Here is an 18,255-nt window from a genome sequence, read left to right as displayed (position 1 = left end):
TCGCGTTTTTCGCGTGGAGAACACCACTCGAGAAGCGCTCCTCGGAGTAGCGCTTCACCAGCGTCGGAAACGACCGCACCTGGTTTGGCGGCGTTGACATCTCCGGCCGGAGTCACGGGTAGCGCGAGATCATGCGCGCGATTCTGTTCGACCGGGATGGGACCCTGATTGTCGACCTCCCCTACAACAACGACGCCAAACGTGTGCTCCCGATGCCCGGCGCGCGGGCCGCCCTCGATCGCCTGCGGGCGGCGGGGGTGCCGATCGGAGTGATCACCAACCAGTCGGGGGTGGCCCGGGGCCTCATCACTCTCCGTGAACTCTCGGAAGTCAACGACCGGGTGGAGGAGCTCCTCGGCCCCTTCGACGTGTGGGAGGTCTGCGTCCACGGCGAGGACGACGGTTGCCCCTGCCGGAAACCGGCGCCGGGCATGGTCCTGTCGGCCGCGCGGCGGCTGGGGGTGCCGCCCGCCGAGTGCGTGGTCATCGGCGACATCGGCCGCGACATGGAGGCCGCACGGGCCGCCGGGGCGCGGGGCATCCTGGTGCCCACGGCCGTCACGAAGATCGGCGAGATCAGGGCGGCCGAACGGGTCGCCGCCGACCTTCTGGAGGCGGTCGAGGCGGCGCTGGCTTTTCAACCGCCGTGAGCGGGGCAGCGGGGTCGTGACGGAAGGAGAGGCCATGACCACCGCACGTGAGATCATGACCCCGAACGCGGAGTGCGTGAACTCCGATCAGACCATCGCCGAGGCGGCCGAGAAGATGCTCAGCCTCGACGTGGGCTCGCTGCCGATCTGCGGCGAGGACAACCGGCTCCAGGGCATGCTGACCGACCGCGACATCGTCGTGAAGGTCATCGCCCAGGGCCGCGACCCGAAGTCGTGCCTGGCCGGTGAGCTGGGCGGCGCCGAGGTCGTCACCATCGGCGCCGACGACGACGCCCGCGAGGTCCTGCGCACGATGGGCTCCCACAAGGTCCGCCGGCTGCCCGTGATCGACGGGCACACCCTGGTGGGCATGGTCGCCCTGGCCGACGTCGCCCGCGCCGTGCCCGACGCGACCGTCGGCGACCTGATGGACGCCCTCACCACCGACTGACCCTCTTCGAACTTCTGGAGACGAGATGAGCCAGACCGTCATCGACCTGATCATGGCCGACCACCGCGACGTCGAGCAGCTCTTCGAGAAGCTGAAGACCGAGCGGGAGAACCGCCCCGCCCTGGTGGCCGAACTGGCCGCCAAGTTCGTCGCGCACGCCCGCGCCGAGGAGGTCCACGTCTACTCCGCGCTGGCCAAGGCCGCGCCGAGCGAACGGGGCGAGGTGCACCACGGCACCGAAGAGCATCACGAGGCCGAGGAACTGCTGGCCGCGCTGATGGCGGCCGACCCCGACAAGGCGGAGTTCACCTCGGTTCTGGAGCAGATGGAGAAGGCCGTCAAGCACCACGTCGAGGAGGAGGAGAGCGACATCCTCCCCGTCCTCGCCAAGGTCGTGCCCGGCGACAAGCTGGTCCGGCTGGGCCGCGTGTTCAGCCAGGCCAAGGCCGACGAACTGGCCAAGCCGCCGAAGCCGCGCGGCCGGACCAAGGAGGAACTGCTCGAACAGGCCAAGGAGAAGAACGTCGAGGGCTACAGCTCGATGACCAAAGACGAACTCCTGGCCGCACTCGGCGAGTGAGTCAGCCGGTCGGCTTCTCCCAGGTCAGGAGGTAGCGCCAGAAGACCAGCCGCCGCACCCGCACCCCGGGCAGCAGCGCGGCGGCCTCACGGGCGACCTCCCGGGTGGTCAGCGGCGGGTTCAGCACCATGGGCATGGCGTCGTGCGCCGCGTCCTTGGCGAAGAACCCGCCGCCGCCGTTCAGCAGCCGTCTCGTCAGGTACGCCGCCCCGAGGGCCCGGTGCCCGGCCGCCGCGGCGAGTTCGAGGTGCGGCTCCCTGAGCAGGTCGAGCCGGGGCAGCGCGATCGCCGCCAGCACCCCGCCGGGCCGCAGGGCCGCCGCCAGGATCGGCAGCACCTCGCGCAGCGACATGTGGTGCAGGGCGCAGATCGAGAAGACCGCGTCGTAGCCGTCGCCCGGCAGCGGGTCGGTCAGGACGTCGCCGAGCACCCAGGAGACGTTGCCGAGGCCGCGCGCGGCGGCCTCCTCGATCATCTCGGGGGCGCGGTCGAGGGCATCGACGTGCGCGGCACGGGCGGCCAGTTCGGCGGCGAAGGCGCCGGAGCCGCAGCCGACGTCGAGCACCCGCGCGGGCTCCGGCGGCAGGTGGCCGAGCAGGAGCCGGTGGTAGTAGGCGTTGTGATCCCAGTCGAGCACAGCCAGAGGCTAGCCCAGCCCGATTGAGTAAAGGCGTACTCAAGCCGACGGCAAGGACGTCGGCGCACGCTCGCACCATGAGAAGCCTGCTCGTCCTCGGCGCGGTAGCCGCGCTCGCTTTTCCCGCCGCCCCCGCGTCGGCGACCACGTCGGCCCCCTGCGCCGACGCCGACCTCGTCTACCGCGAGAAGTCCGCCTTCCCCGACACCGCCCGCGGCCGCTACGACCACCTCATGCAGGGCAGCAAGATCGAACAGTCGGTGCTCTGCCTGGTCAACGCCGAACGCACCGCCCGGGCTCTCCAGCCGCTGAAGCGGTACGTCGGCCTCGGCGGCCGGCAGGTGCCGCTGCGCGCCGCCACCTCCAAGGAGGTCGCCGCCGCCGTCCGGATCCGCTGGTGGGGCACGGTCGCCCAGGTGGGCAACTGCACGCCGCTCAAGTCGGATCCGGCCCGCTGCGACGTCCACATCAACCCCGAGACCGGCACCGACCCGGCGGCCCGCGCGAAGGCGGCGGGCTACTGCCGCAGCGGCACGTCGTGGGCGGTCGGCGAGAACGCCTACCTCGGCTGGGGCCGCGCCTCCGTCACCCCCCGCGCCGCCGTGACCTGGTGGATGGGCAGCCCCCCGCACCGCGCGACGATCCTGACCCCCGGCTACACCGAGATGTACACCCGCGCGGCCTACGGCAGCGCCGACCCGTCGGTGTCGGCGACCCCGGCCATGACGTACGTGCAGATGTTCGGCCGCTGCGGCTAGGGACGCAACACGCAGAACTCGTGCCCTTCGGGATCGGTCAGGCACGACCACTCGACCTCGCCCTGACCGAGGTCGAGATCGAGGGCGCCCAGCGCCCGCACCCGCGCCACCTCGCCCTCGCGACCGGGCAGCAGATCGAGATGCACCCGATCGGGCACGGTCTTCACCCCGGGCGACCGGGAGAAGTCGAGGAAGGGGCCCCCGGCCGACCGGAACCCGGCGTGGTCGTCGGTCACGTGAAGGAGCTTCCAGTCGAGCGCCGCCCCCCAGAACCGCGCCATGGCCCGCGGATCGACGCAGTCGACGACGATCGCCGCGATGGGCCCGGTATCGCGGTAGACCTCCCTCGGCTCCAGCACGCAGAACTCGTTGCCTTCGGGGTCGGCGAGCACCGTCCACGGCACCTCCCCCTGCCCGATGTCGACGGGCGTCGCGCCGAGCTCCAGCAGCCGCCCGACGGAGGTGGGGTTGAGATCGAGGTGCACCCGGTTCTTCACCGCCGGCTTGCCCTCGGGCACGGGCACGACGTCGACGCCGACGAACACCGGGTCGGGCCAGACGAGCCCGCCTGGAGGCCCGACATAGGTGGTCACACCGGGACTGTAGGCACTCCACCCGAGCGCCTCGGCCCAGAACCGGCCGACGGCCGAGGCGTCGAGAGCCTTGATGTTCACCTGAACAGGTCGCATCTACGCGGCCGCTCCCGCGAACAGGTCGCGGTTGGTTCTGACGTACTGTTCGACGGTTTGGGGTTTGCGGCCGGTGATGCGCTCGATCACGTCGTCGGTGCCGGCGAAGACGCCGTTGCGGTAGTCGACGGCCACCTCCGACAGGTGCTGGATCAGGTGTTCCGGGCTGCCGGCCTTGCGTAGCGCCTCGGCGAAGGCGTCGATCTCGATCGGGTCGTAGCGGACCGGGATGCCGAGTTCCCTCGACATCGCCGCGGCGATCTCGTGGTGGTTCAGCTCGACCGGGCCGTAGAGCGGATACGTGTGGCCGACGTGGTCGTCGGGGGCCACCAGGATGGCGGCGATCACGCGGGCCTGGTCGCCGGCCGCGATCGGGGCGTGCCGGCCCTCGCCGAAGGGCAGGGGCAGCACGCCGGAACCGTCGATGAAGCGCCAGTTCACCGGCAGCCACTCGGCGAAGAAGGTCGGGCGCAGGTGGACGGCGCCCGCCGGGGCCCAGTCGAAGACGCGCTCGGAGAGCCAGTGCTGGCGGGCGGCGTCGCTCTTGGCGGTGCGGCGGGCCGAGATCTGGGACATGTTGACGACCACGTCGAGGCCCGTCTCCGCGCCCGCCTGGGCGAAGGCGGTGGTCGCCTCGACGAGGCCGGGGCGGATCGGGTAGACGAAGTAGGCGCGGCGCACGCCGGTCAGGGCTCGGGCGACGGCGTCGATGTCGAGCAGGTCGCCGCTGACGATCTCGGCGCCCTGTTTCGCCAGCCAGGCCGAGCGGTCGTCTTCGCGGTGGACCATGGCGCATACGCGCCGGCCCCTGTCGAGCAGGTCGCCGACCACCTGGGCGCCCGTCTTGCCGGTCGCGCCGGTGACCAGGATCGGGTTGTCGTTCATCACCGCCTCCTGCTCTCACACTAAGCGCTATGCGGGACGACCCATGGTGGCCGTTTGATCACCGAGGGTCGACACTGGACGGCGTGAGCGATGAAGAGCGGATGGCCGACCACTGGTGGTGGCGGCCCGGCTGGCGGGTGGGGCGGCGGGGGTACGCCTGGCATCTCACCTTCCGCGACGACCCCGACGTCCACCGCCTCGCGGCCGTCTACCGGCAGGGGCTGGCCGGGCTGACGGAGCTCGACCTGGTGCCCGACGCGTCGTTGCACCTGACCATGCAGCAGGTCGGGTTCGTCGACGAGGTCACCGACGAGCAGGTGCGGCTGATGGTCGAGGCGGCCAAGCGCAGGCTGTCGGTGCTGCCCCCGTTCGACCTCGAACTGGTCCGGCCGGTGATCACCCGGGAGGCGGTGCGCTGGGATCCGGTGCCGGTCGGGCCCGTCGTGGCGGTGCGGCTGGCGATCCGGCAGGCGATGGCCGAGGTGTGGCCGCTGGTGCCGGGCCGCGAGGCGGGCTTCGTCCCGCACGTCTCGATCGCCTACAGCAACGCGCCGGTCGCCTATGCGGCCGTCGCCTCGGCGCTCGCGCTGATCGAGGCGCCCCCGGCGCGGGCGCGAATCGAGAAGGCCGACCTGATCGTGATCCACCGCGACCAGCGCATGTACGAATGGGCCGAGCACGCCGCCGTGTAAAAGCGGTCCTTCCGGGGTAGCAGGGCATGCGATTGCCCCTCGAGAAGGATCACGCCCATGGGAATGTCGGCGGCTGAACAGCGCATCCTGACGGAGATCGAACACTCGTTGCGCACGAACGACCGGGCCTTCGCCACCCGGATCGACCGCATGAACACCGCCTGCGCCCATCGGAGCCAGAACCGGCTCGCCTGGCCGGGCACGGTGAAGAAGACGACGCTGCTGGTGCTGGCCGGGGTCATGACGGGGATCATGGTGGCCGTGCTCGTGCTGGCCGTCATCAACACCTAGTCGAGCCCGGCGCGCCCCTCCGCCCAGTACGCCTTGCCGACGACCTTGCCCGGGGCGGGCGTCCAGTCGCGGGCCGCGCGCCTGACCGGGCCGACGGTCGCGGCGTCGCCGGTGACGACCAGGTCATATCCGTCGGGCCGGGCGGCGGCGAGCAGGTCGTGCCGGTCGGCGGTCTTCGCCACGACCGTCGCGGTCACCCCGAGCGCGGCCAGCACGTCGGTGTACTCGGCTGGGTCGGCGGCCTCCAGCAGGTAGGTGACGCCGTCGGGGCGGGTCTGCCCGAGCACGGCGGCCAGGCCGACGCTGGTCTCGTCGCCGACGAAGACGAGCGGCGACGCGGCGGCGGTCAGGTCGATCGAGCGGCGCGGGCCGAGCAGTTCACACGGGTCGCCCGGCTTCACCCGGTCGAACCAGCGGGCGGCCGGGCCGGTGCCGTGCAGGTAGGCGACCAGCGAGACGGCGCCCTCGGCGGGGTCCCACGCGAACGGGGTGTAGGTGCGCATCGTCATGGTGCCGCGGTCGGTGCGCAGCTGGACCTTGCAGCCGGGCGTCCACGAGGCGGTCCGGAAGCGGTCTGATCGGAGTTCGACCCGCACGAAGTGCGCCGACAACGGCGTCTTGGCGGTGACGACCGCCTGGGTGAGGAAGGCGCCGCTGGCGAGGTCGGCGAGCCGTTCGGTGATCCGTGCCATGGCGCCCGACTCTAGCGTCACCGCGCCACGAGTTGGCGCCCCCGGTTCCACCACATCGACAGGCCCACTCCGGCGAACGTCAGCAGCGTGCCCGCCAGCACGAACCAGACCGTCGTCTCGCGTTCGGCCTCGTGCAGGCCGATCTCGCTGGGCAGGTCGGTCAGCACGTCGGTGAGCTGCCCGGCGTCCTCGGCGCGGAAGTACTTGCCGCCGGTGGTGTCGGCCACCTGGGTGAGGGTCGCCTCGTCGATCTGCATGATCCGGCGGCGCAGGCCGCTGTCGTCGCCCCAGCGGCCGAAGCCCCCGCCGCCGCCGCGCCAGTTGTCGCCGCTCACCTGGTCGGCGGTGCACACCATGGCGGCCGGTTCGGTCGTGCCGAAGCCGATCGTGAAGACCCGCAGGCGGCGGGCGGCGGCCTGTTCCGCGGCGGTGAGCGGCTCGACGCCGGTGGTGTTGGAGCCGTCGGTGAGCACCACGATCGTGTCGGGCTCGAAGCCGGTCTGCCCGGCCGCCGGGGCGCTCAGGTCGACGCCGGTCTCGGCGACGTCGGGGTTGTACTCGGCGATCGTGTCGATCGAGGTGAGGATCGCCTGGCCGATCGCGGTGCCCCGCGAGGTGCGCAGGCCGTCGATGGCCTCCAGCAGCTGGTCTTTGTCGGTGGTCGGCGGGACGAGCAGGCCGGCGATGCCGGCGAAGGCGACCAGGCCGATCCGGGTGCCGTCGTCGCTCTGCTCGACGAACGCGCGGGCGGCCTCGATGGCGGCCGTCAGGCGGTTGGGTTCGACGTCGGTCGAGCACATCGAGCCCGACGCGTCCATGGCCAGGATGATCGAGGTGTTGTCGGCCGGGACCGAGACCGTGGCCTGCGGGCGGGTGAGGCTGAAGCCGATCAGCAGCAGGCCGACGAGGAACAGCGCGACCGGGATCCGCCGCCGCCACGCGCTGCGGCCGGGGATCGCCGCCCGGATCAGCCCGACGCTGGAGACGACGATCGCGGAGCGTTTGCGGCGGCGGTCGAAGAACCAGCGCGCCAGCAGCAGTAACGGCACGACCAGCAGCGCGAGCAGGGCCAGCGGCCAGCTGAGCGACATCAGACGATCCTCCCGTGCCAGCGGGTGCCGAGCAGGCCGCCCAGGGTGAGCAGCAGCAGCCCGGCCCCGGCGAACGGAGCGGTCAGCTCTAGGGGCTCTTTCTTCATGGTGAGCCGCAGGTCGATGGCGTCGGCCGAGGCGGCCAGCGCCTGCGCGTCGGCGGCCTCGTGGTACTTCCCGCCGGTGACCTCCGCGACGGAGGACAGCAGCTCCGCGTCGAGCGCGGTGGCCAGGCGGAAGCCGTCGACCTCGACGGTCGAGCCCCGGGCCGTGCCGACGCCGACGGTCTGCACCCGCACCCCCGACGCGGCCGCGAGTTCGGCCGCCGCCGCGACGTCGGGGCCGCCGGTCTCCTGGCCGTCGGAGAAGACCACGATGGTCGCCTCGGGGAAGTAGCCGAGGCTCTGCGGCTGCTGTCCCTCCTCGGGCAGGGCGACCGGCTTGCCGGTGACGGCGCCGAGGCCGACGAGGATGGCCCGGCCGAGCGAGGTGCCGCCGCTCGCCGCCGCCCGGCCGATCGCGGCCAGCGCCGCGCCCCGGTCGTCGGTCGGGGCCTGGGTGAGCAGCGCCTGGTCGCCGAAGACGATGACCCCGACGTCCACCGACGAGGGTTGCCGGTCGACGAACTCCTTGGCGGCGGCCTGCGCGGCGGCCAGCCGGGAGGGCCGCACGTCGTCGGCCTTCATGCTGTTGGAGACGTCGAAGGCCAGCAGCACGGTGCCGGAGATGCGCGGCACGCTGACCTCGGCCTGCGGGCGGGCCAGCCCGGTCAGCAGGATCGGCAGGGCGGCGAGGAGGAGGGCGTACGGGAGATGCCGGCGCAGGCCGCCCCCGGCCAGACCGGCGAAACCGGCCGCCGCGAGGGTGGCGGTGCGCCGTCGCTGGATCGCGACGTACGCCGCCACCGCGCCGATCGTGAGCAGCACGCCGAGCGCCAGCATGAGCGGTTGGTCGAAGGTCACCGGGCCCTCCGTCCGTTGACCAGCCCGAGGAGGGTGGCCACCAGGTCGTGGTCGGTCGTGACGCGGTGGGCGTCGACCCCCGCCGTCCGCATCGCGGCGGCCAGCTGGGCCTCCCGCGCCGCGACCTGGTCGGCCAGCCGGCCGCGCAGCAGCGGGTCGCTGGAGTCGACGAGCAACTGCTCGCCGGTCTCGGCGTCCTCGACGACGATGAGGCCGAGGTCGGGCAGTTCGAGCTCCGAGGGGTCGACGATGCGGACCACCACCACCTCGTGGCGGTGGGTGAGCATGCCGAGCGGCTTCTCCCAGCCGGGCTCGCCGATGAAGTCGGACATGACGACGACCAGGCTGCGCTGCCGGATCGTCGCGGCGGCCAGCCGCAGCATGCCGGCCAGGTCGGTGCTGGCCTTCGCGAACGCGGTCTCCCGCATCAGATCTCTGGCCAGGCGCAGCACCTGGTCCCGGCCGCCGCGCGGGGGGATCAGGCGGTGCTCGGTGTTGTCGTACAGGATGGCCCCGACCTTGTTGCCGCCACGGGAGACGACGCGCGCGATGCTGACGGCCAGGTCGGTCGCGGCCGCGGTCTTCCCGGCGCGCATCGAGGCCGACCGGTCGACGACCAGCCAGGCGGTCATCTCGCGGTCTTCGGTGTAGAGACGCACGAAGGGCTCGTCGAGCCGCGCGGTGACGTTCCAGTCGATGTGCCGCACGTCGTCTTCGGGCAGGTAGCCGCGCAGGTCGGTGAAGTCGATGCCGGCGCCGCGCCACACCGTGCGGTAGGCGCCCTGCAACCGGCCGTCGAGCCGTCTGCTCAGCCGCCACTCCAGGCGGCGCAGCAGCCGGTCGGGCGGGGTGGCCATCGGTCAGCGTCCCCGGCCGGCGGGCCTCGGCACCGGCAGGTTCGCCAGGATCTTCGCCAGGATCAGGTCGGCGGTCACGTCGTCCGAGAGGGCCTCGTACGACAACACCAGCCGGTGCCGGAAGACGTCGAGGGCCAGGTCGAGGAGGTCTTCCGGGACGACGTACTCCCGTCCCCTGATGTAGGCCAGCGCGCGGCCCGCGAGCACCAGGTTGATCGACGCGCGGGGGCTCGCGCCGTAGGTGACGTAGCGGGCCAGGTCGCCTTGACCGACGCGGGCCGGGTCGCGGCTGGCGTGGGCGAGCTGGACGGAGTACTCGATCAGCGACGGGTCGACGTAGACCTGGTCGGCCTCCCGCTGGAGGTCCTTCAGGTTCTCGGGTTCGAGGATCTTCTGGATGGCGGCCGTGGGGGCGAGGGCCCGTTCGACGACCACGAACTCCTCGGTCGTGCTCGGGTAGCCGACCACGATCTTCATCATGAACCGGTCGACCTGCGCCTCCGGCAGCGGATAGACGCCCTCGTTCTCGATCGGGTTCTGGGTCGCCATGACCAGGAACGGATTGGGCACCCGGTGGGTCTCGCGGCCGATGGTGACCTGGCGTTCCTGCATGACCTCCAGCAGGGCGCTCTGCACCTTCGCGGGGGCGCGGTTGATCTCGTCGGCGAGCAGCAGGTTGGTGAACACCGGCCCGAGCTGGACCTGGAACTCGCCGCTCGGCTGGTGGTAGACGCGGGTGCCGACGATGTCGGCGGGCACCAGGTCGGGGGTGAACTGCACCCGCCGGAAGTCGCCGCCCATCGCCTCGGCCAGCGACTTCACGGCCAGCGTCTTGGCGAGGCCGGGCACGCCCTCGACGAGGACGTGCCCCCGCGCCAGCAGCGCCACCAGCATGCGCTCCAGGAGGGCGTCCTGGCCGACGATGGTCTTCTTGACCTCGTACAGGAGCTTCTCGATCGGGCCCGACGGGACGGTCTCGGGGTCGTTCCAACTCACGGGGGAGGGTCCTTCCTCACAGGGGCGGGGCGGGGCCGTCGCCGATCGCGGAGCCGATGGGCATGGCGAAGCCGATCCCGATGAACGTGCCGGCGTCGGTGGGGTTCGCGAGGGAGACGACGATGCCGATCACCTGGCCTCGGTCGTTGACGAGCGGGCCGCCGGAGCTGCCCGGGTTGACCGTCGCGTCGAACTGGATGTGCCCTTCGGTGCCGGCGACCTCGCGGTCCAATCCGGAGACGACGCCGGCGCTGGTGCTGAAGGTGAGGCCGAGCGGGTTGCCGATCGCGACGACGTCGTCGCCGACCTGGGCGCCGCCGCCGAGCGTGGCGGGCACGAGCGTGCCGGGGAGTTTCTCGGGCAGCAGGGTCGCGATGTCCTTGTCGTCGTCGCTGGCCGCGACCTTGGCGGCGGTCCGGCTGCCGTCGGTGTAGGCGACCTCGATGGACGAGGCCCCCGCCACCACGTGGGCGGCGGTGAGGATGGTGCCGTCGGCGTTGGCGATGACGCCGGTGCCGATGGCCGAGGTGGTCATGCTGGCGTGGTCGGAGCCGTCACGCTTGGTCTCGATGCGGACGACCGACGGGATGAGCGTCTGGTAGACCTCGGCGGCGGACAAGGGGGTGTCGGAGGGGGAGGGCGACGGGCTTGGCGAGGCGGCTTCGGGCACGTCGCCGCCGCGGACCAGGACCATGACGGTGATCACCACGGCCCAGACCACGGCGGCCGCGACGAGCAACCATGACTTCGGCCCTTTGGTCATGGAATCGACGGTACGTCCGACTCCTGAAAACTTCCTTAACGTGTTTTCACGGCCTTGAGCGCGGCCACTTGTCAGCACGTGTGGAGCATGACGCGCAGGGCCGCCCTCTCCCTCGGCGTGACCGACAGGTCGTAGTGGTCCTTCACGCTGATCCAGTCGCGGGCGTACGCGCACCAGTAGCCCCGCACCGGCGGACGCCAGTTGGCCGGGCTGCGGCCGCCCTTGGCGAGGTTGACCGCCTCGCTCACCACGACCAGCTCGGGCCGGGTGAGGTCGTGGGCGAAGGCGTGGCGGCGGGCCGGGCTCCACCGCCAGGCCCCGGAGATCCAGGCGTTGGCGAGCGGCACGACGTGGTCGACGTCGATCTCTGCCGAGTCGGTCAGGGTGCGGTCGTCGTAGGGGCTGTGCCAGCGGCCGGTCGCGTCGCCGCAACCGCCCGAGCCGGGCGACCGGTCGTCGCGCATCAGCACGGTCTGGCGGGTGTCGCAGCCCCCGGTGCCCGGCCGCCGCCAGCCGGTCATGAACTTCGAGCGCTCGTAGCGGGCCAGCACCGCGGCGCTGGCGGGCCGGACGTGCAGCCGCTCCAGCGCCGTGCGGGCCGGGAGCGTTCCAGCCGAGGTGGGCAGGGAGGTCGAGACGAGCAGGACGGTCATGAGAGCGGCGGTCATGACCCGATCGATACCCTGCGATTACGTTGCGTAGTCAGCAGGGCCAGCCGAGCTCCGGCTCGATCTGGTCACGGCGCTGGGTGAAGGAGAACCACGTGCCCGAGTCGTCGCGGAAGATGGCCTCGGTGCCGTAGGGGCGCTCGACCGGCTCCTGCAGGAACTCCACGCCGCGCGCCTTCATGGCGGCGTAGTCGGCGTGGATGTCGTCGGTGCCGAACACCCCGGCGCCCAGGACGCCCTTCGCGATCAGGGTCTTCAGCGCCTCGGCCGACTCGGGGTCGAGGGCGGGCGGGCCGGGGACCATGAGCGTGATCTCGACGTCGGGCTGGTCTTTCGCGCCGACGGTGAGCCAGCGCATGCCGCCCTCGCCCATGACCACGTCGGAGCGGACCTCCAGGCCCAGTTTCTCGGTGTAGAACGCCTTGGCCCGATCGTGGTCGAGCACCCAGACGTTCGCGATGGACAGTCCCTTAATCATGCTGTCGAGGCTAGTCAGCGGGGTGCGGCCCCGGCTTCTCCTGGATTGCGGTCTTGAAGGCGCCGTGCCAGAGCAGCGCGTAGCAGCCGGGCACCATCGCCGTGCCGGCGTGCCGCGACCGGTATTCGCCGGGCGTCAGGCCGGTCTCCTTCTTGAACGCCGTGGAGAAGGAGCCGAGGCTGGCGAACCCGACCAGGGCGCAGATCTCGGTGACCGACAGGTTGGCCGTACGCAGCAGGTTCTCGGCGCGTTCGATGCGGCGGCGGCTCAGGTAGCGGCCGGGGGTCAGGTCGTAGACGGCCCGGAAGAGCCGGACGAAGTGGTAGCGCGAGTAACCGGCGTGGGCCGCGACGGCGTCGAGGTCGAGCGGGGCGGCCCAGTCGCGGTCCATGGCGTCTTTGGCCCGGCGGACCTGTCGCAACTGTTCGAGCCGCACTTTACGATGCTCTCACAAGCCATCTTCTACATTGGGTAAAAGTTCAGTGAAGGGAGCGGGCCATGGGGAGTGTCCGTACCAAGGTCACGGCGATGCGGGAGAAGGACCGGCAGGCCGCCGCCCGGCGCCGGGCGCGGCTGGTCTCCGTGGGAGTGGTCGGCCTGTTCGTCGTGGTCATCGCCGCTTTCCTGGTGTTCGACCGGAACCAGACCGCCTCGGCCGACGGCCGGTACGTGCGCGAGGACAGCCACGTGTTGTCGAAGGCGGCCGACGGGAAGGCCACGCTGGTCGAGTTCCTCGACTTCGAGTGCGAGTCGTGCCGGGCCTACTTCCCGGTCGTCGAGGAGCTGCGGAAGAAGTACGAGGGCCGGGTCACGTTCGTGGCGCGCTATTTCCCGATCCCGAGCCACTTCAACGCCGAGCGCGCCGCCCGTGCGGTCGAGGCCGCGGCGCAGCAGGGCCGGTTCGAGGACATGTACAAGCGCATGTTCGAGACCCAGCAGCAGTGGGGCGAGCGGCAGGTGCCCGCCGATCCGCTGTTCCGGTCCTTCGCCCAGGAGCTCAAGCTCGACCTGGCCGCCTGGGACAGGGTGTACGCCGACCCGGCCACGCTGGAGCGCATCCGCAAGGACCAGGCCGACGGCGAGGCCCTGGGCGTGAGCGGCACGCCGACCTTCTTCCTCAACGAGAAGAAGATCCAGCCCGATTCGGTCCAGGCGTTCGAGGCGGCGCTCGATGCGGCCCTGGCCGGCTGACCGGGCCGCCGCGCGGTGGCTGCTGGGCGGCGGCCTGATCGGGTTGATCGCCGCGTTCGTCCTGACGGTCGAGAAGATCGCGCTGCTCAAGGACCCGTCCTACGTGCCGACGTGCAGCATCAACCCGCTGCTGTCGTGCGGGTCGATCATGAAGACGGCCCAGGCCGAGGTGTTCGGCTTCCCGAACCCGCTGCTCGGGATCGCCGGGTTCGCCGTCGTGGCCTGCGTCGGCGCGGTGCTGCTGACCGGCGCGGAGCTGCCGTCGTGGTTCGGGTGGGCGGTGCGCGGCGGCCTGCTGTTCGGGGCGCTGTTCGTACACTGGCTGATCTACCAGAGCCTGTACGTCATCGGCGCGCTCTGCCCCTATTGCATGGCGGTCTGGGCGGTCATGATCCCGATGTTCGTGTACGGCTGGTCGCGCAGCCCCTACCGGATCCTGATGGTGACCGGGTGGTACCTGCTGATCATCGCCCTGATCCTGATCAGGTTCTGGAGTCAGGTACGCATGTGAGCAGGTCGGCCGACGGGTGGCAGTCCCACACCAGCCACGGCGCGACCAGCACCGCCACCGGCCCGCTCAGCACCAGCACCGACGACGAGTAGGCCAGCACCGACACCCACCACACCGCCTGCCGGCCCCGGGCCAGCAGGCGGCGGACCCGCTCGACCACCCCGGCGTCGGCGACGCCCAGCCCCCCGGCGGGGGCCGGGGCCGTCATCGTCACCAGGGCGCGGGCCAGCGGGATCGGGTCGCGGGCGTGGTCGTCGGCGATCATCTCCAGCAGCACCGCGACGGCCTGCCGGGCGGTGCGCGCGAACGGCAACCACGCGAACGCCTTCGCGAGCGCCACGAACGGCAGCAGCACCAGGTCGTGGCGGCCGTTCGCGTGGGCCCGCTCGTGCTTCAGCACGGCCTGGAGCTCGGCCGCCGACAACGCGTCGACGGCCCCCTGGCTGAGCACCACCCGGCCGCCCGCCCCCGGCACGCAGTAGGCGAGGCGGCGGGCGCTCGGGAGGACGTACACGTCGACGTCGGGCAGGTGCTCGGCGGCCACGTCGACCAGCAGCCGCTGACGGCGGCGTTCGGCCAGCGCGACCACGGCGGCCCTGACCGTGTGGGCCGTCAGCCAGAGCAGCACCCCGGCCGACCAGGCCAGCGCGGCGAACTCGGGCCAGCCCAGGCCGTGGAGGCCGTGCCCCCACGCGAGCTGGCGGACGAAGGTGTGCATGCCGTGGGGGAAGACGGCGTCGAGCGGGGCGACCGCCGCGACCAGCCCGGCGGTGATCACGCCCAGCCCGGCCGACAGGGCGATCGCCTGCCAGAGCACCAGCGCCGCCCGAGGGTGCCGCCAGGTCCAGGCGGCCGTCGCGAGCCGCGACGCGAAGCTCATCGGCAGCAGCGCGACCAGGGCCGACAGTAACCAGGGCGTCATCGGGAGTCTCTCGCGTCGAGGGCCTCGCGCAGGGCGGCGGCGACCTCGGGGGAGACCGTGCCGACGAACCGCTGCACGGCCCCTTCGAGGTCGCCCGCCTCGTCGAGCGCGGCCCGCATCGCCTCGGCGACGACGGCGTCCTTCTCGACGGCGGCCCGGTAGAGGTGGGCCCGGCCGACCCGCTCGCGGGAGACCAGGCCCTTGTGGGTCAGCCGCACCAGCACGGTCAGGACCGTGGTGGTGGCCGGTCGCGACGGCAACTTCGCCGCCAGGTCGTGGGCGAAGACCCCGTCGGGGTGGTCCCACAGGGCGTCCATGATCGAGCGCTCGAGAGTGCCCAGCCGTGCCATGCCCTCCAGGCTAACGCCGGACGCGGTAGCGCAGGTGGGTGACGCCGACGCCCTGGACCACTTTGACCGGTCCGTCGAACTGGACCGGCGCGATGCCGAGGTCGGCGAACAGCGGGGTGCCGCCGCCGAGCAGCACCGGGACGAGCTCCACGCCGACCTCGTCGATCAGGCCGGCCTCCAGCGCCTGGCGGGCCATCTGGCCGCCGTTGACCACGACGTCCTTGTCGCCGGCGATCTCCTTCGCCGTCGCGACGGCCGCCTCGATGCCCTGGTCGACGAAGACGAAGTTCGGCCGCTCCTCCGGCACGCGGTGCGTCAGCACGACCACCGGGACGCCCATCGGGTGGATGCCGCCCCACGCGTCGGTCATGTCGTAGAGGTGGCGGCCGACGACCAGCGCGCCGGCGTTGCCCCAGTCGTCCTTCAGCAGGTCGGCGCTGACCTGCGACAGCCGCAGCGGCGGCACGTTCGGGCTCGCGCCGGGGATCTCGACGTCGCCGTTTCCGTACCACTGGAACAGCAGGTCGAAGCCGCTCTCGCCGGGTCCGGCGATGAAGCCGTCGAGGGACATCGTGCCGCCGGTGATGACCTTGCCCATCTTTGGTGTCTCCTTCGGATTCTTGGTCTTCCGTCAACGCGTCGTCCGGGTTGCCGTGGTTTCGACATCGGGTCGCCAAAAAACTTTTATCCGGGCATATCGAGCCCCCGGGTGCGGGTTGGCACAGGTGTGCGAGCGATTGGGGGATCGGGAGCATGTGTGGAATCACCGGCTGGGTGGACTACGAGCGCGACCTGACGGGGGCCAGGGACATCGCGCAGGCCATGACCGACACGATGAGCTGCCGGGGGCCCGACGACGAAGGATTGTGGCTCTCTCCGCATGCGGCGATCGGGCATCGCCGCCTCGCCATCATCGACCTCGCCGGAGGACGGCAGCCGATGATCGCCGAGGCCGACGGGCGCGAGCTGGCGGTGCTCACCTACAGCGGTGAGGTCTACAACTTCCAGGAGCTCCGCGACGAACTGGTGTCGCGGGGGCACGCCTTCCGGACGTACAGCGACACCGAAGTCCTCCTGCACGCCTACCTGGAGTGGGGCGAGGACCTCGCCGAGCACCTGAACGGCATGTTCGCTTTCGCCGTCTGGGACACCCGCAAGGAGCAGCTGATCCTGGTCCGCGACCGGATGGGCATCAAGCCGCTCTACTACTACCCGACGCACGACGGGGTGCTGTTCGGCTCGGAGCCGAAGGCGATCCTGGCCAACCCGATGGCCGAGCGGGTCGTCGACGCCGACGGGCTGCGCGAGATGCTCGCGTTCGTGAAGACGCCCGAGATGGCGATCTTCAAGGGCATGTACGAGGTCCGTCCCGGCCAGATCGTCAGGATCCGGCGCGAGGGGATCACCAAGCGGCGCTACTGGCAGCTGACCGCCTACGAGCACACCGACGACGTGGCGGAGACGGTGCTGAACGTGCGGGGCCTGCTCGACGACATCGTCGCCCGCCAGCTGATCAGCGACGTGCCGCTGTGCACCCTGCTGTCGGGCGGGCTCGACTCCAGCGCCGTGACCGCGCTGGCCGCGCACGACCTCAAGGCCCAGGGCCTGGGCAAGGTGCGCTCGTTCTCCGTCGACTTCCTCGGCTACACCGAGAACTTCAAGCCCGACGCCGCCCGCGCGACGCCCGACGGCCCCTACGCCCACGACCTGGTCAGGCACGTCGGCTCCGACCACACCGACATCGTGCTCGACTCGGCCGACCTGATCGACCCGGCCGTCAGGGCGGCGGTGCTTCGCGCCCGCGACCTGCCGGTCGGCATGGGCGACATGGACACCTCGCTCTACCTGCTGTTCCGCGCGATCCGCAGCCACTCGACGGTGGCCCTGTCGGGCGAGTCGGCCGACGAGGTGTTCGGCGGCTACCAGTGGTTCCACGACCCGGTGGCCGTCAACGCCGACACCTTCCCGTGGCTGGCCGTCGGCGACATCGTGGGCCACATGGATCTCGGCCTGCTCGACCAGGACCTGCTGCGGCTGCTCGACATCCCCGGCTACCAGGCCGACAGCTACCACGACTCGATGGCCGAGGTGCCGCGTCTCCCCGGCGAGACCGGGCTGCAGGCGCGCATGCGCGAGATCAGCTACTTCAACCTGACCCGGTTCGTGCAGATGCTGCTCGACCGCAAGGACCGCATGAGCATGGCCGTCGGGCTGGAGGTCCGGGTGCCGTTCTGCGACCACCGTCTGGTCAACTACGTGTTCAACGCGCCGTGGGCGATGAAGACGTTCGACGGCCGGGAGAAGAGCCTGCTCCGCGCGGCCTGCGCGGACATCCTGCCCGACTCGATCCTGCGCCGGGTCAAGTCGCCCTACCCCTCGACCCAGGACCCGTCGTACGGCGTCGCGCTCCGCGACGCCGCCCGCGAGCTCCTGGCCGGCGACTACCTGCCGAGCCAGGAGGTCATGGACCTCGTCGACGCCCGCAAGATGGTGAGCCGGGCCGACGGCGAGCCGCTTCCCAGGCCCCCGCTGGAGCGGCTGCTCCAGCTCGACGCCTGGCTGAAGGACTACGAGGTCAAGGTGAGCGTCTGAACCGGCGGCGGGTCAGCACGATCAGGGCGACGCCCTCCAGCGACGCCACCGCGCCGGCGAGCGCGAGCACCAGGAGGGCGTCGCCGTTCATTCCGGTGAACGGCAACTCCTCGGGACGCGCGCCGGTGACTCCGGAATCAGGCTTTTCCGGAGAAACGCCCGTGATGTCGGAATCGCGCGGAATTGCCGAATCGGCGTCGCGCTCATAATTCAGGCCGTCGACATTGCCGCGAATGCCGTCTATGCCGCCCCGGTGGCCGTCGTCGACATGATGAGTCATCGGCTTTCCGCGGTGCCCGTCCGGTTCCTCCCTTTCCGGTTCCTCCACGGGCGGGTCGACGGGCTTCTCCGGCTTCTCCGGGTCGACCGTGCCCTCTGGGGGCAGCACCCGGATCGAGACCCCCGTCGAGCCCGGATCCGGCGCGGCCAGCGCGGCTGCCGGTGTCACGGCCGCGAACAACAGGCCCGCCAGCGCGGCGATGCTTTTTCTCATTTCTCCCCCGTATATCCCTGCCCTCCGGCCCATATACCCAATTGGCGGAAGTAAGG

The 18,255-nt window shown here is 71.3% G+C and carries 25 protein-coding genes; 9 read left to right on the top strand and 16 right to left on the bottom strand.

Annotated features, from left to right (window positions below; all coding sequences use genetic code 11):
- Positions 1-131 precede the first annotated feature (131 nt).
- From AW274_RS07270 to AW274_RS07260, 3 genes are read left to right on the top strand one after another with little or no spacing between them, the layout of a single operon-like run.
- Entirely contained in the window at positions 132-650 is a 519-nt protein-coding gene (locus tag AW274_RS07270; RefSeq protein WP_062430319.1) for a D-glycero-alpha-D-manno-heptose-1,7-bisphosphate 7-phosphatase, read from the top strand.
- Positions 651-684: 34 nt separating this feature from the next.
- The gene (locus tag AW274_RS07265; protein ID WP_062336657.1) at positions 685-1,101 is read left to right on the top strand and encodes a CBS domain-containing protein; all 417 of its coding nucleotides are present in this window, start codon (positions 685-687) and stop codon (positions 1,099-1,101) included.
- Positions 1,102-1,126: 25 nt separating this feature from the next.
- Entirely contained in the window at positions 1,127-1,681 is a 555-nt protein-coding gene (locus AW274_RS07260; RefSeq protein ID WP_062430318.1) for a hemerythrin domain-containing protein, read from the top strand.
- Between the two features lies 1 nt (position 1,682).
- Here the strand turns inward: AW274_RS07260 and AW274_RS07255 are convergent, their stop codons facing one another.
- The gene (locus AW274_RS07255; RefSeq protein ID WP_062430317.1) at positions 1,683-2,318 is read right to left on the bottom strand and encodes a class I SAM-dependent methyltransferase; all 636 of its coding nucleotides are present in this window, start codon (positions 2,316-2,318) and stop codon (positions 1,683-1,685) included.
- A 77-nt stretch (positions 2,319-2,395) separates the two neighbouring features.
- Here AW274_RS07255 and AW274_RS07250 point away from each other — a divergent pair, with 77 nt between their 5' ends.
- Positions 2,396-3,076 (top strand): CAP domain-containing protein, encoded by a 681-nt coding sequence (locus AW274_RS07250; RefSeq protein ID WP_062430316.1) that lies wholly within the window; start codon positions 2,396-2,398, stop codon positions 3,074-3,076.
- Here AW274_RS07250 and AW274_RS07245 read toward each other — a convergent pair.
- Both AW274_RS07245 and AW274_RS07240 read right to left on the bottom strand, forming a co-directional pair.
- Positions 3,073-3,765, bottom strand: coding sequence for a VOC family protein (locus AW274_RS07245; protein ID WP_062430315.1), 693 nt, complete (start codon positions 3,763-3,765; stop codon positions 3,073-3,075). The genes AW274_RS07250 and AW274_RS07245 overlap by 4 nt on opposite strands.
- Positions 3,766-4,650, bottom strand: coding sequence for an NmrA family NAD(P)-binding protein (locus AW274_RS07240; RefSeq protein WP_062430314.1), 885 nt, complete (start codon positions 4,648-4,650; stop codon positions 3,766-3,768).
- Positions 4,651-4,733: 83 nt separating this feature from the next.
- On the opposite strand from AW274_RS07240, the gene AW274_RS07235 reads away from it, so the two are divergent.
- Together AW274_RS07235 and AW274_RS07230 are read left to right on the top strand one after the other, a co-directional pair.
- Entirely contained in the window at positions 4,734-5,342 is a 609-nt protein-coding gene (locus AW274_RS07235; protein WP_198169086.1) for a 2'-5' RNA ligase family protein, read from the top strand.
- A 57-nt stretch (positions 5,343-5,399) separates the two neighbouring features.
- Positions 5,400-5,633, top strand: a complete 234-nt coding sequence (locus AW274_RS07230; RefSeq protein ID WP_083973921.1) for a DUF3040 domain-containing protein — start codon at positions 5,400-5,402, stop codon at positions 5,631-5,633.
- Here AW274_RS07230 and AW274_RS07225 read toward each other — a convergent pair.
- The 9 genes from AW274_RS07225 to AW274_RS07185 form a co-directional block, all read right to left on the bottom strand.
- Positions 5,630-6,325, bottom strand: coding sequence for a siderophore-interacting protein (locus tag AW274_RS07225; RefSeq protein ID WP_062430311.1), 696 nt, complete (start codon positions 6,323-6,325; stop codon positions 5,630-5,632). The two genes, AW274_RS07230 and AW274_RS07225, sit on opposite strands and share 4 nt — an antisense overlap.
- A 17-nt stretch (positions 6,326-6,342) precedes the next feature.
- Positions 6,343-7,416 carry a VWA domain-containing protein gene (locus AW274_RS07220; RefSeq protein ID WP_062430310.1) on the bottom strand — a complete coding sequence of 358 codons (1,074 nt, stop codon included), beginning with the start codon at positions 7,414-7,416 and terminating at the stop codon, positions 6,343-6,345.
- Positions 7,416-8,378 (bottom strand): VWA domain-containing protein, encoded by a 963-nt coding sequence (locus AW274_RS07215; protein WP_062430309.1) that lies wholly within the window; start codon positions 8,376-8,378, stop codon positions 7,416-7,418. Before AW274_RS07215 ends, AW274_RS07220 begins: the two co-directional genes overlap by 1 nt.
- Positions 8,375-9,235 carry a DUF58 domain-containing protein gene (locus AW274_RS07210; RefSeq protein ID WP_062430308.1) on the bottom strand — a complete coding sequence of 287 codons (861 nt, stop codon included), beginning with the start codon at positions 9,233-9,235 and terminating at the stop codon, positions 8,375-8,377. Before AW274_RS07210 ends, AW274_RS07215 begins: the two co-directional genes overlap by 4 nt.
- A gap of 3 nt (positions 9,236-9,238) precedes the next feature.
- On the bottom strand, positions 9,239-10,231 hold the full coding sequence (locus AW274_RS07205) for an AAA family ATPase (RefSeq protein WP_062430307.1): 993 nt from the start codon (positions 10,229-10,231) through the stop codon (positions 9,239-9,241).
- 16 nt (positions 10,232-10,247) lie between these two features.
- Complete coding sequence (locus AW274_RS07200) at positions 10,248-10,994, bottom strand: S1C family serine protease (protein WP_062430306.1); 747 nt, start codon at positions 10,992-10,994, stop codon at positions 10,248-10,250.
- Positions 10,995-11,065: 71 nt separating this feature from the next.
- On the bottom strand, positions 11,066-11,662 hold the full coding sequence (locus AW274_RS07195) for an HNH endonuclease family protein (RefSeq protein ID WP_062430305.1): 597 nt from the start codon (positions 11,660-11,662) through the stop codon (positions 11,066-11,068).
- A 34-nt stretch (positions 11,663-11,696) separates the two neighbouring features.
- Positions 11,697-12,140, bottom strand: a complete 444-nt coding sequence (locus AW274_RS07190) for a VOC family protein (RefSeq protein WP_062430304.1) — start codon at positions 12,138-12,140, stop codon at positions 11,697-11,699.
- Between the two features lie 10 nt (positions 12,141-12,150).
- A complete protein-coding gene (locus tag AW274_RS07185; RefSeq protein ID WP_232320027.1) occupies positions 12,151-12,576 on the bottom strand; it encodes a helix-turn-helix transcriptional regulator in 426 nt (141 codons plus the stop codon).
- A gap of 62 nt (positions 12,577-12,638) precedes the next feature.
- Here AW274_RS07185 and AW274_RS07180 point away from each other — a divergent pair, with 62 nt between their 5' ends.
- Together AW274_RS07180 and AW274_RS07175 are read left to right on the top strand one after the other, a co-directional pair.
- Positions 12,639-13,331: a DsbA family protein gene (locus tag AW274_RS07180; protein WP_083973920.1), complete on the top strand. Its 693-nt coding sequence runs from the start codon at positions 12,639-12,641 to the stop codon at positions 13,329-13,331.
- Positions 13,312-13,842: a vitamin K epoxide reductase family protein gene (locus AW274_RS07175; RefSeq protein ID WP_062430302.1), complete on the top strand. Its 531-nt coding sequence runs from the start codon at positions 13,312-13,314 to the stop codon at positions 13,840-13,842. The genes AW274_RS07180 and AW274_RS07175 overlap by 20 nt, the downstream gene beginning before the upstream one ends.
- On the opposite strand, the gene AW274_RS07170 is transcribed toward AW274_RS07175, so the two are convergent.
- The 3 genes from AW274_RS07170 to AW274_RS07160 are packed head-to-tail and all read right to left on the bottom strand — an operon-like array spanning position 13,814 to position 15,712.
- Entirely contained in the window at positions 13,814-14,764 is a 951-nt protein-coding gene (locus AW274_RS07170; RefSeq protein WP_062430301.1) for a M56 family metallopeptidase, read from the bottom strand. The genes AW274_RS07175 and AW274_RS07170 overlap by 29 nt on opposite strands.
- Positions 14,761-15,114: a BlaI/MecI/CopY family transcriptional regulator gene (locus tag AW274_RS07165; RefSeq protein ID WP_062336711.1), complete on the bottom strand. Its 354-nt coding sequence runs from the start codon at positions 15,112-15,114 to the stop codon at positions 14,761-14,763. The genes AW274_RS07170 and AW274_RS07165 overlap by 4 nt, the downstream gene beginning before the upstream one ends.
- A gap of 10 nt (positions 15,115-15,124) precedes the next feature.
- Positions 15,125-15,712: a dihydrofolate reductase family protein gene (locus AW274_RS07160; protein WP_062430300.1), complete on the bottom strand. Its 588-nt coding sequence runs from the start codon at positions 15,710-15,712 to the stop codon at positions 15,125-15,127.
- A gap of 155 nt (positions 15,713-15,867) precedes the next feature.
- Between AW274_RS07160 and asnB the strand changes: the two genes are divergently transcribed.
- The gene (gene asnB, locus AW274_RS07155; RefSeq protein WP_062430299.1) at positions 15,868-17,706 is read left to right on the top strand and encodes an asparagine synthase (glutamine-hydrolyzing); all 1,839 of its coding nucleotides are present in this window, start codon (positions 15,868-15,870) and stop codon (positions 17,704-17,706) included.
- Here asnB and AW274_RS07150 read toward each other — a convergent pair.
- On the bottom strand, positions 17,690-18,199 hold the full coding sequence (locus tag AW274_RS07150; RefSeq protein WP_062430298.1) for a hypothetical protein: 510 nt from the start codon (positions 18,197-18,199) through the stop codon (positions 17,690-17,692). The genes asnB and AW274_RS07150 overlap by 17 nt on opposite strands.
- Between the last annotated feature and the right edge of the window lie 56 nt (positions 18,200-18,255).

The organism is Herbidospora daliensis (assembly GCF_001570585.1).
Taxonomy (GTDB): Bacteria; Actinomycetota; Actinomycetes; order Streptosporangiales; family Streptosporangiaceae; genus Herbidospora; species Herbidospora daliensis.
This window is presented reverse-complemented; position numbering and strand designations above follow the sequence as displayed.

Coding starts and splice junctions, on each gene's coding strand:
- AW274_RS07230 (WP_083973921.1), top strand. CDS start 5,400: ATGGGAATGTCGGCGGCTGAACAGCGCATCCTGACGGAGATCGAACAC.
- AW274_RS07190 (WP_062430304.1), bottom strand. CDS start 12,140: ATGATTAAGGGACTGTCCATCGCGAACGTCTGGGTGCTCGACCACGAT.
- AW274_RS07245 (WP_062430315.1), bottom strand. CDS start 3,765: ATGCGACCTGTTCAGGTGAACATCAAGGCTCTCGACGCCTCGGCCGTC.
- AW274_RS07180 (WP_083973920.1), top strand. CDS start 12,639: ATGGGGAGTGTCCGTACCAAGGTCACGGCGATGCGGGAGAAGGACCGG.
- AW274_RS07200 (WP_062430306.1), bottom strand. CDS start 10,994: ATGACCAAAGGGCCGAAGTCATGGTTGCTCGTCGCGGCCGCCGTGGTC.
- AW274_RS07150 (WP_062430298.1), bottom strand. CDS start 18,199: ATGAGAAAAAGCATCGCCGCGCTGGCGGGCCTGTTGTTCGCGGCCGTG.
- AW274_RS07175 (WP_062430302.1), top strand. CDS start 13,312: ATGCGGCCCTGGCCGGCTGACCGGGCCGCCGCGCGGTGGCTGCTGGGC.
- AW274_RS07270 (WP_062430319.1), top strand. CDS start 132: ATGCGCGCGATTCTGTTCGACCGGGATGGGACCCTGATTGTCGACCTC.
- AW274_RS07250 (WP_062430316.1), top strand. CDS start 2,396: ATGAGAAGCCTGCTCGTCCTCGGCGCGGTAGCCGCGCTCGCTTTTCCC.
- AW274_RS07165 (WP_062336711.1), bottom strand. CDS start 15,114: ATGGCACGGCTGGGCACTCTCGAGCGCTCGATCATGGACGCCCTGTGG.
- AW274_RS07170 (WP_062430301.1), bottom strand. CDS start 14,764: ATGACGCCCTGGTTACTGTCGGCCCTGGTCGCGCTGCTGCCGATGAGC.
- asnB (WP_062430299.1), top strand. CDS start 15,868: ATGTGTGGAATCACCGGCTGGGTGGACTACGAGCGCGACCTGACGGGG.
- AW274_RS07260 (WP_062430318.1), top strand. CDS start 1,127: ATGAGCCAGACCGTCATCGACCTGATCATGGCCGACCACCGCGACGTC.
- AW274_RS07220 (WP_062430310.1), bottom strand. CDS start 7,416: ATGTCGCTCAGCTGGCCGCTGGCCCTGCTCGCGCTGCTGGTCGTGCCG.
- AW274_RS07225 (WP_062430311.1), bottom strand. CDS start 6,325: ATGGCACGGATCACCGAACGGCTCGCCGACCTCGCCAGCGGCGCCTTC.
- AW274_RS07240 (WP_062430314.1), bottom strand. CDS start 4,650: ATGAACGACAACCCGATCCTGGTCACCGGCGCGACCGGCAAGACGGGC.
- AW274_RS07160 (WP_062430300.1), bottom strand. CDS start 15,712: ATGGGCAAGGTCATCACCGGCGGCACGATGTCCCTCGACGGCTTCATC.
- AW274_RS07265 (WP_062336657.1), top strand. CDS start 685: ATGACCACCGCACGTGAGATCATGACCCCGAACGCGGAGTGCGTGAAC.
- AW274_RS07195 (WP_062430305.1), bottom strand. CDS start 11,662: ATGACCGCCGCTCTCATGACCGTCCTGCTCGTCTCGACCTCCCTGCCC.
- AW274_RS07210 (WP_062430308.1), bottom strand. CDS start 9,235: ATGGCCACCCCGCCCGACCGGCTGCTGCGCCGCCTGGAGTGGCGGCTG.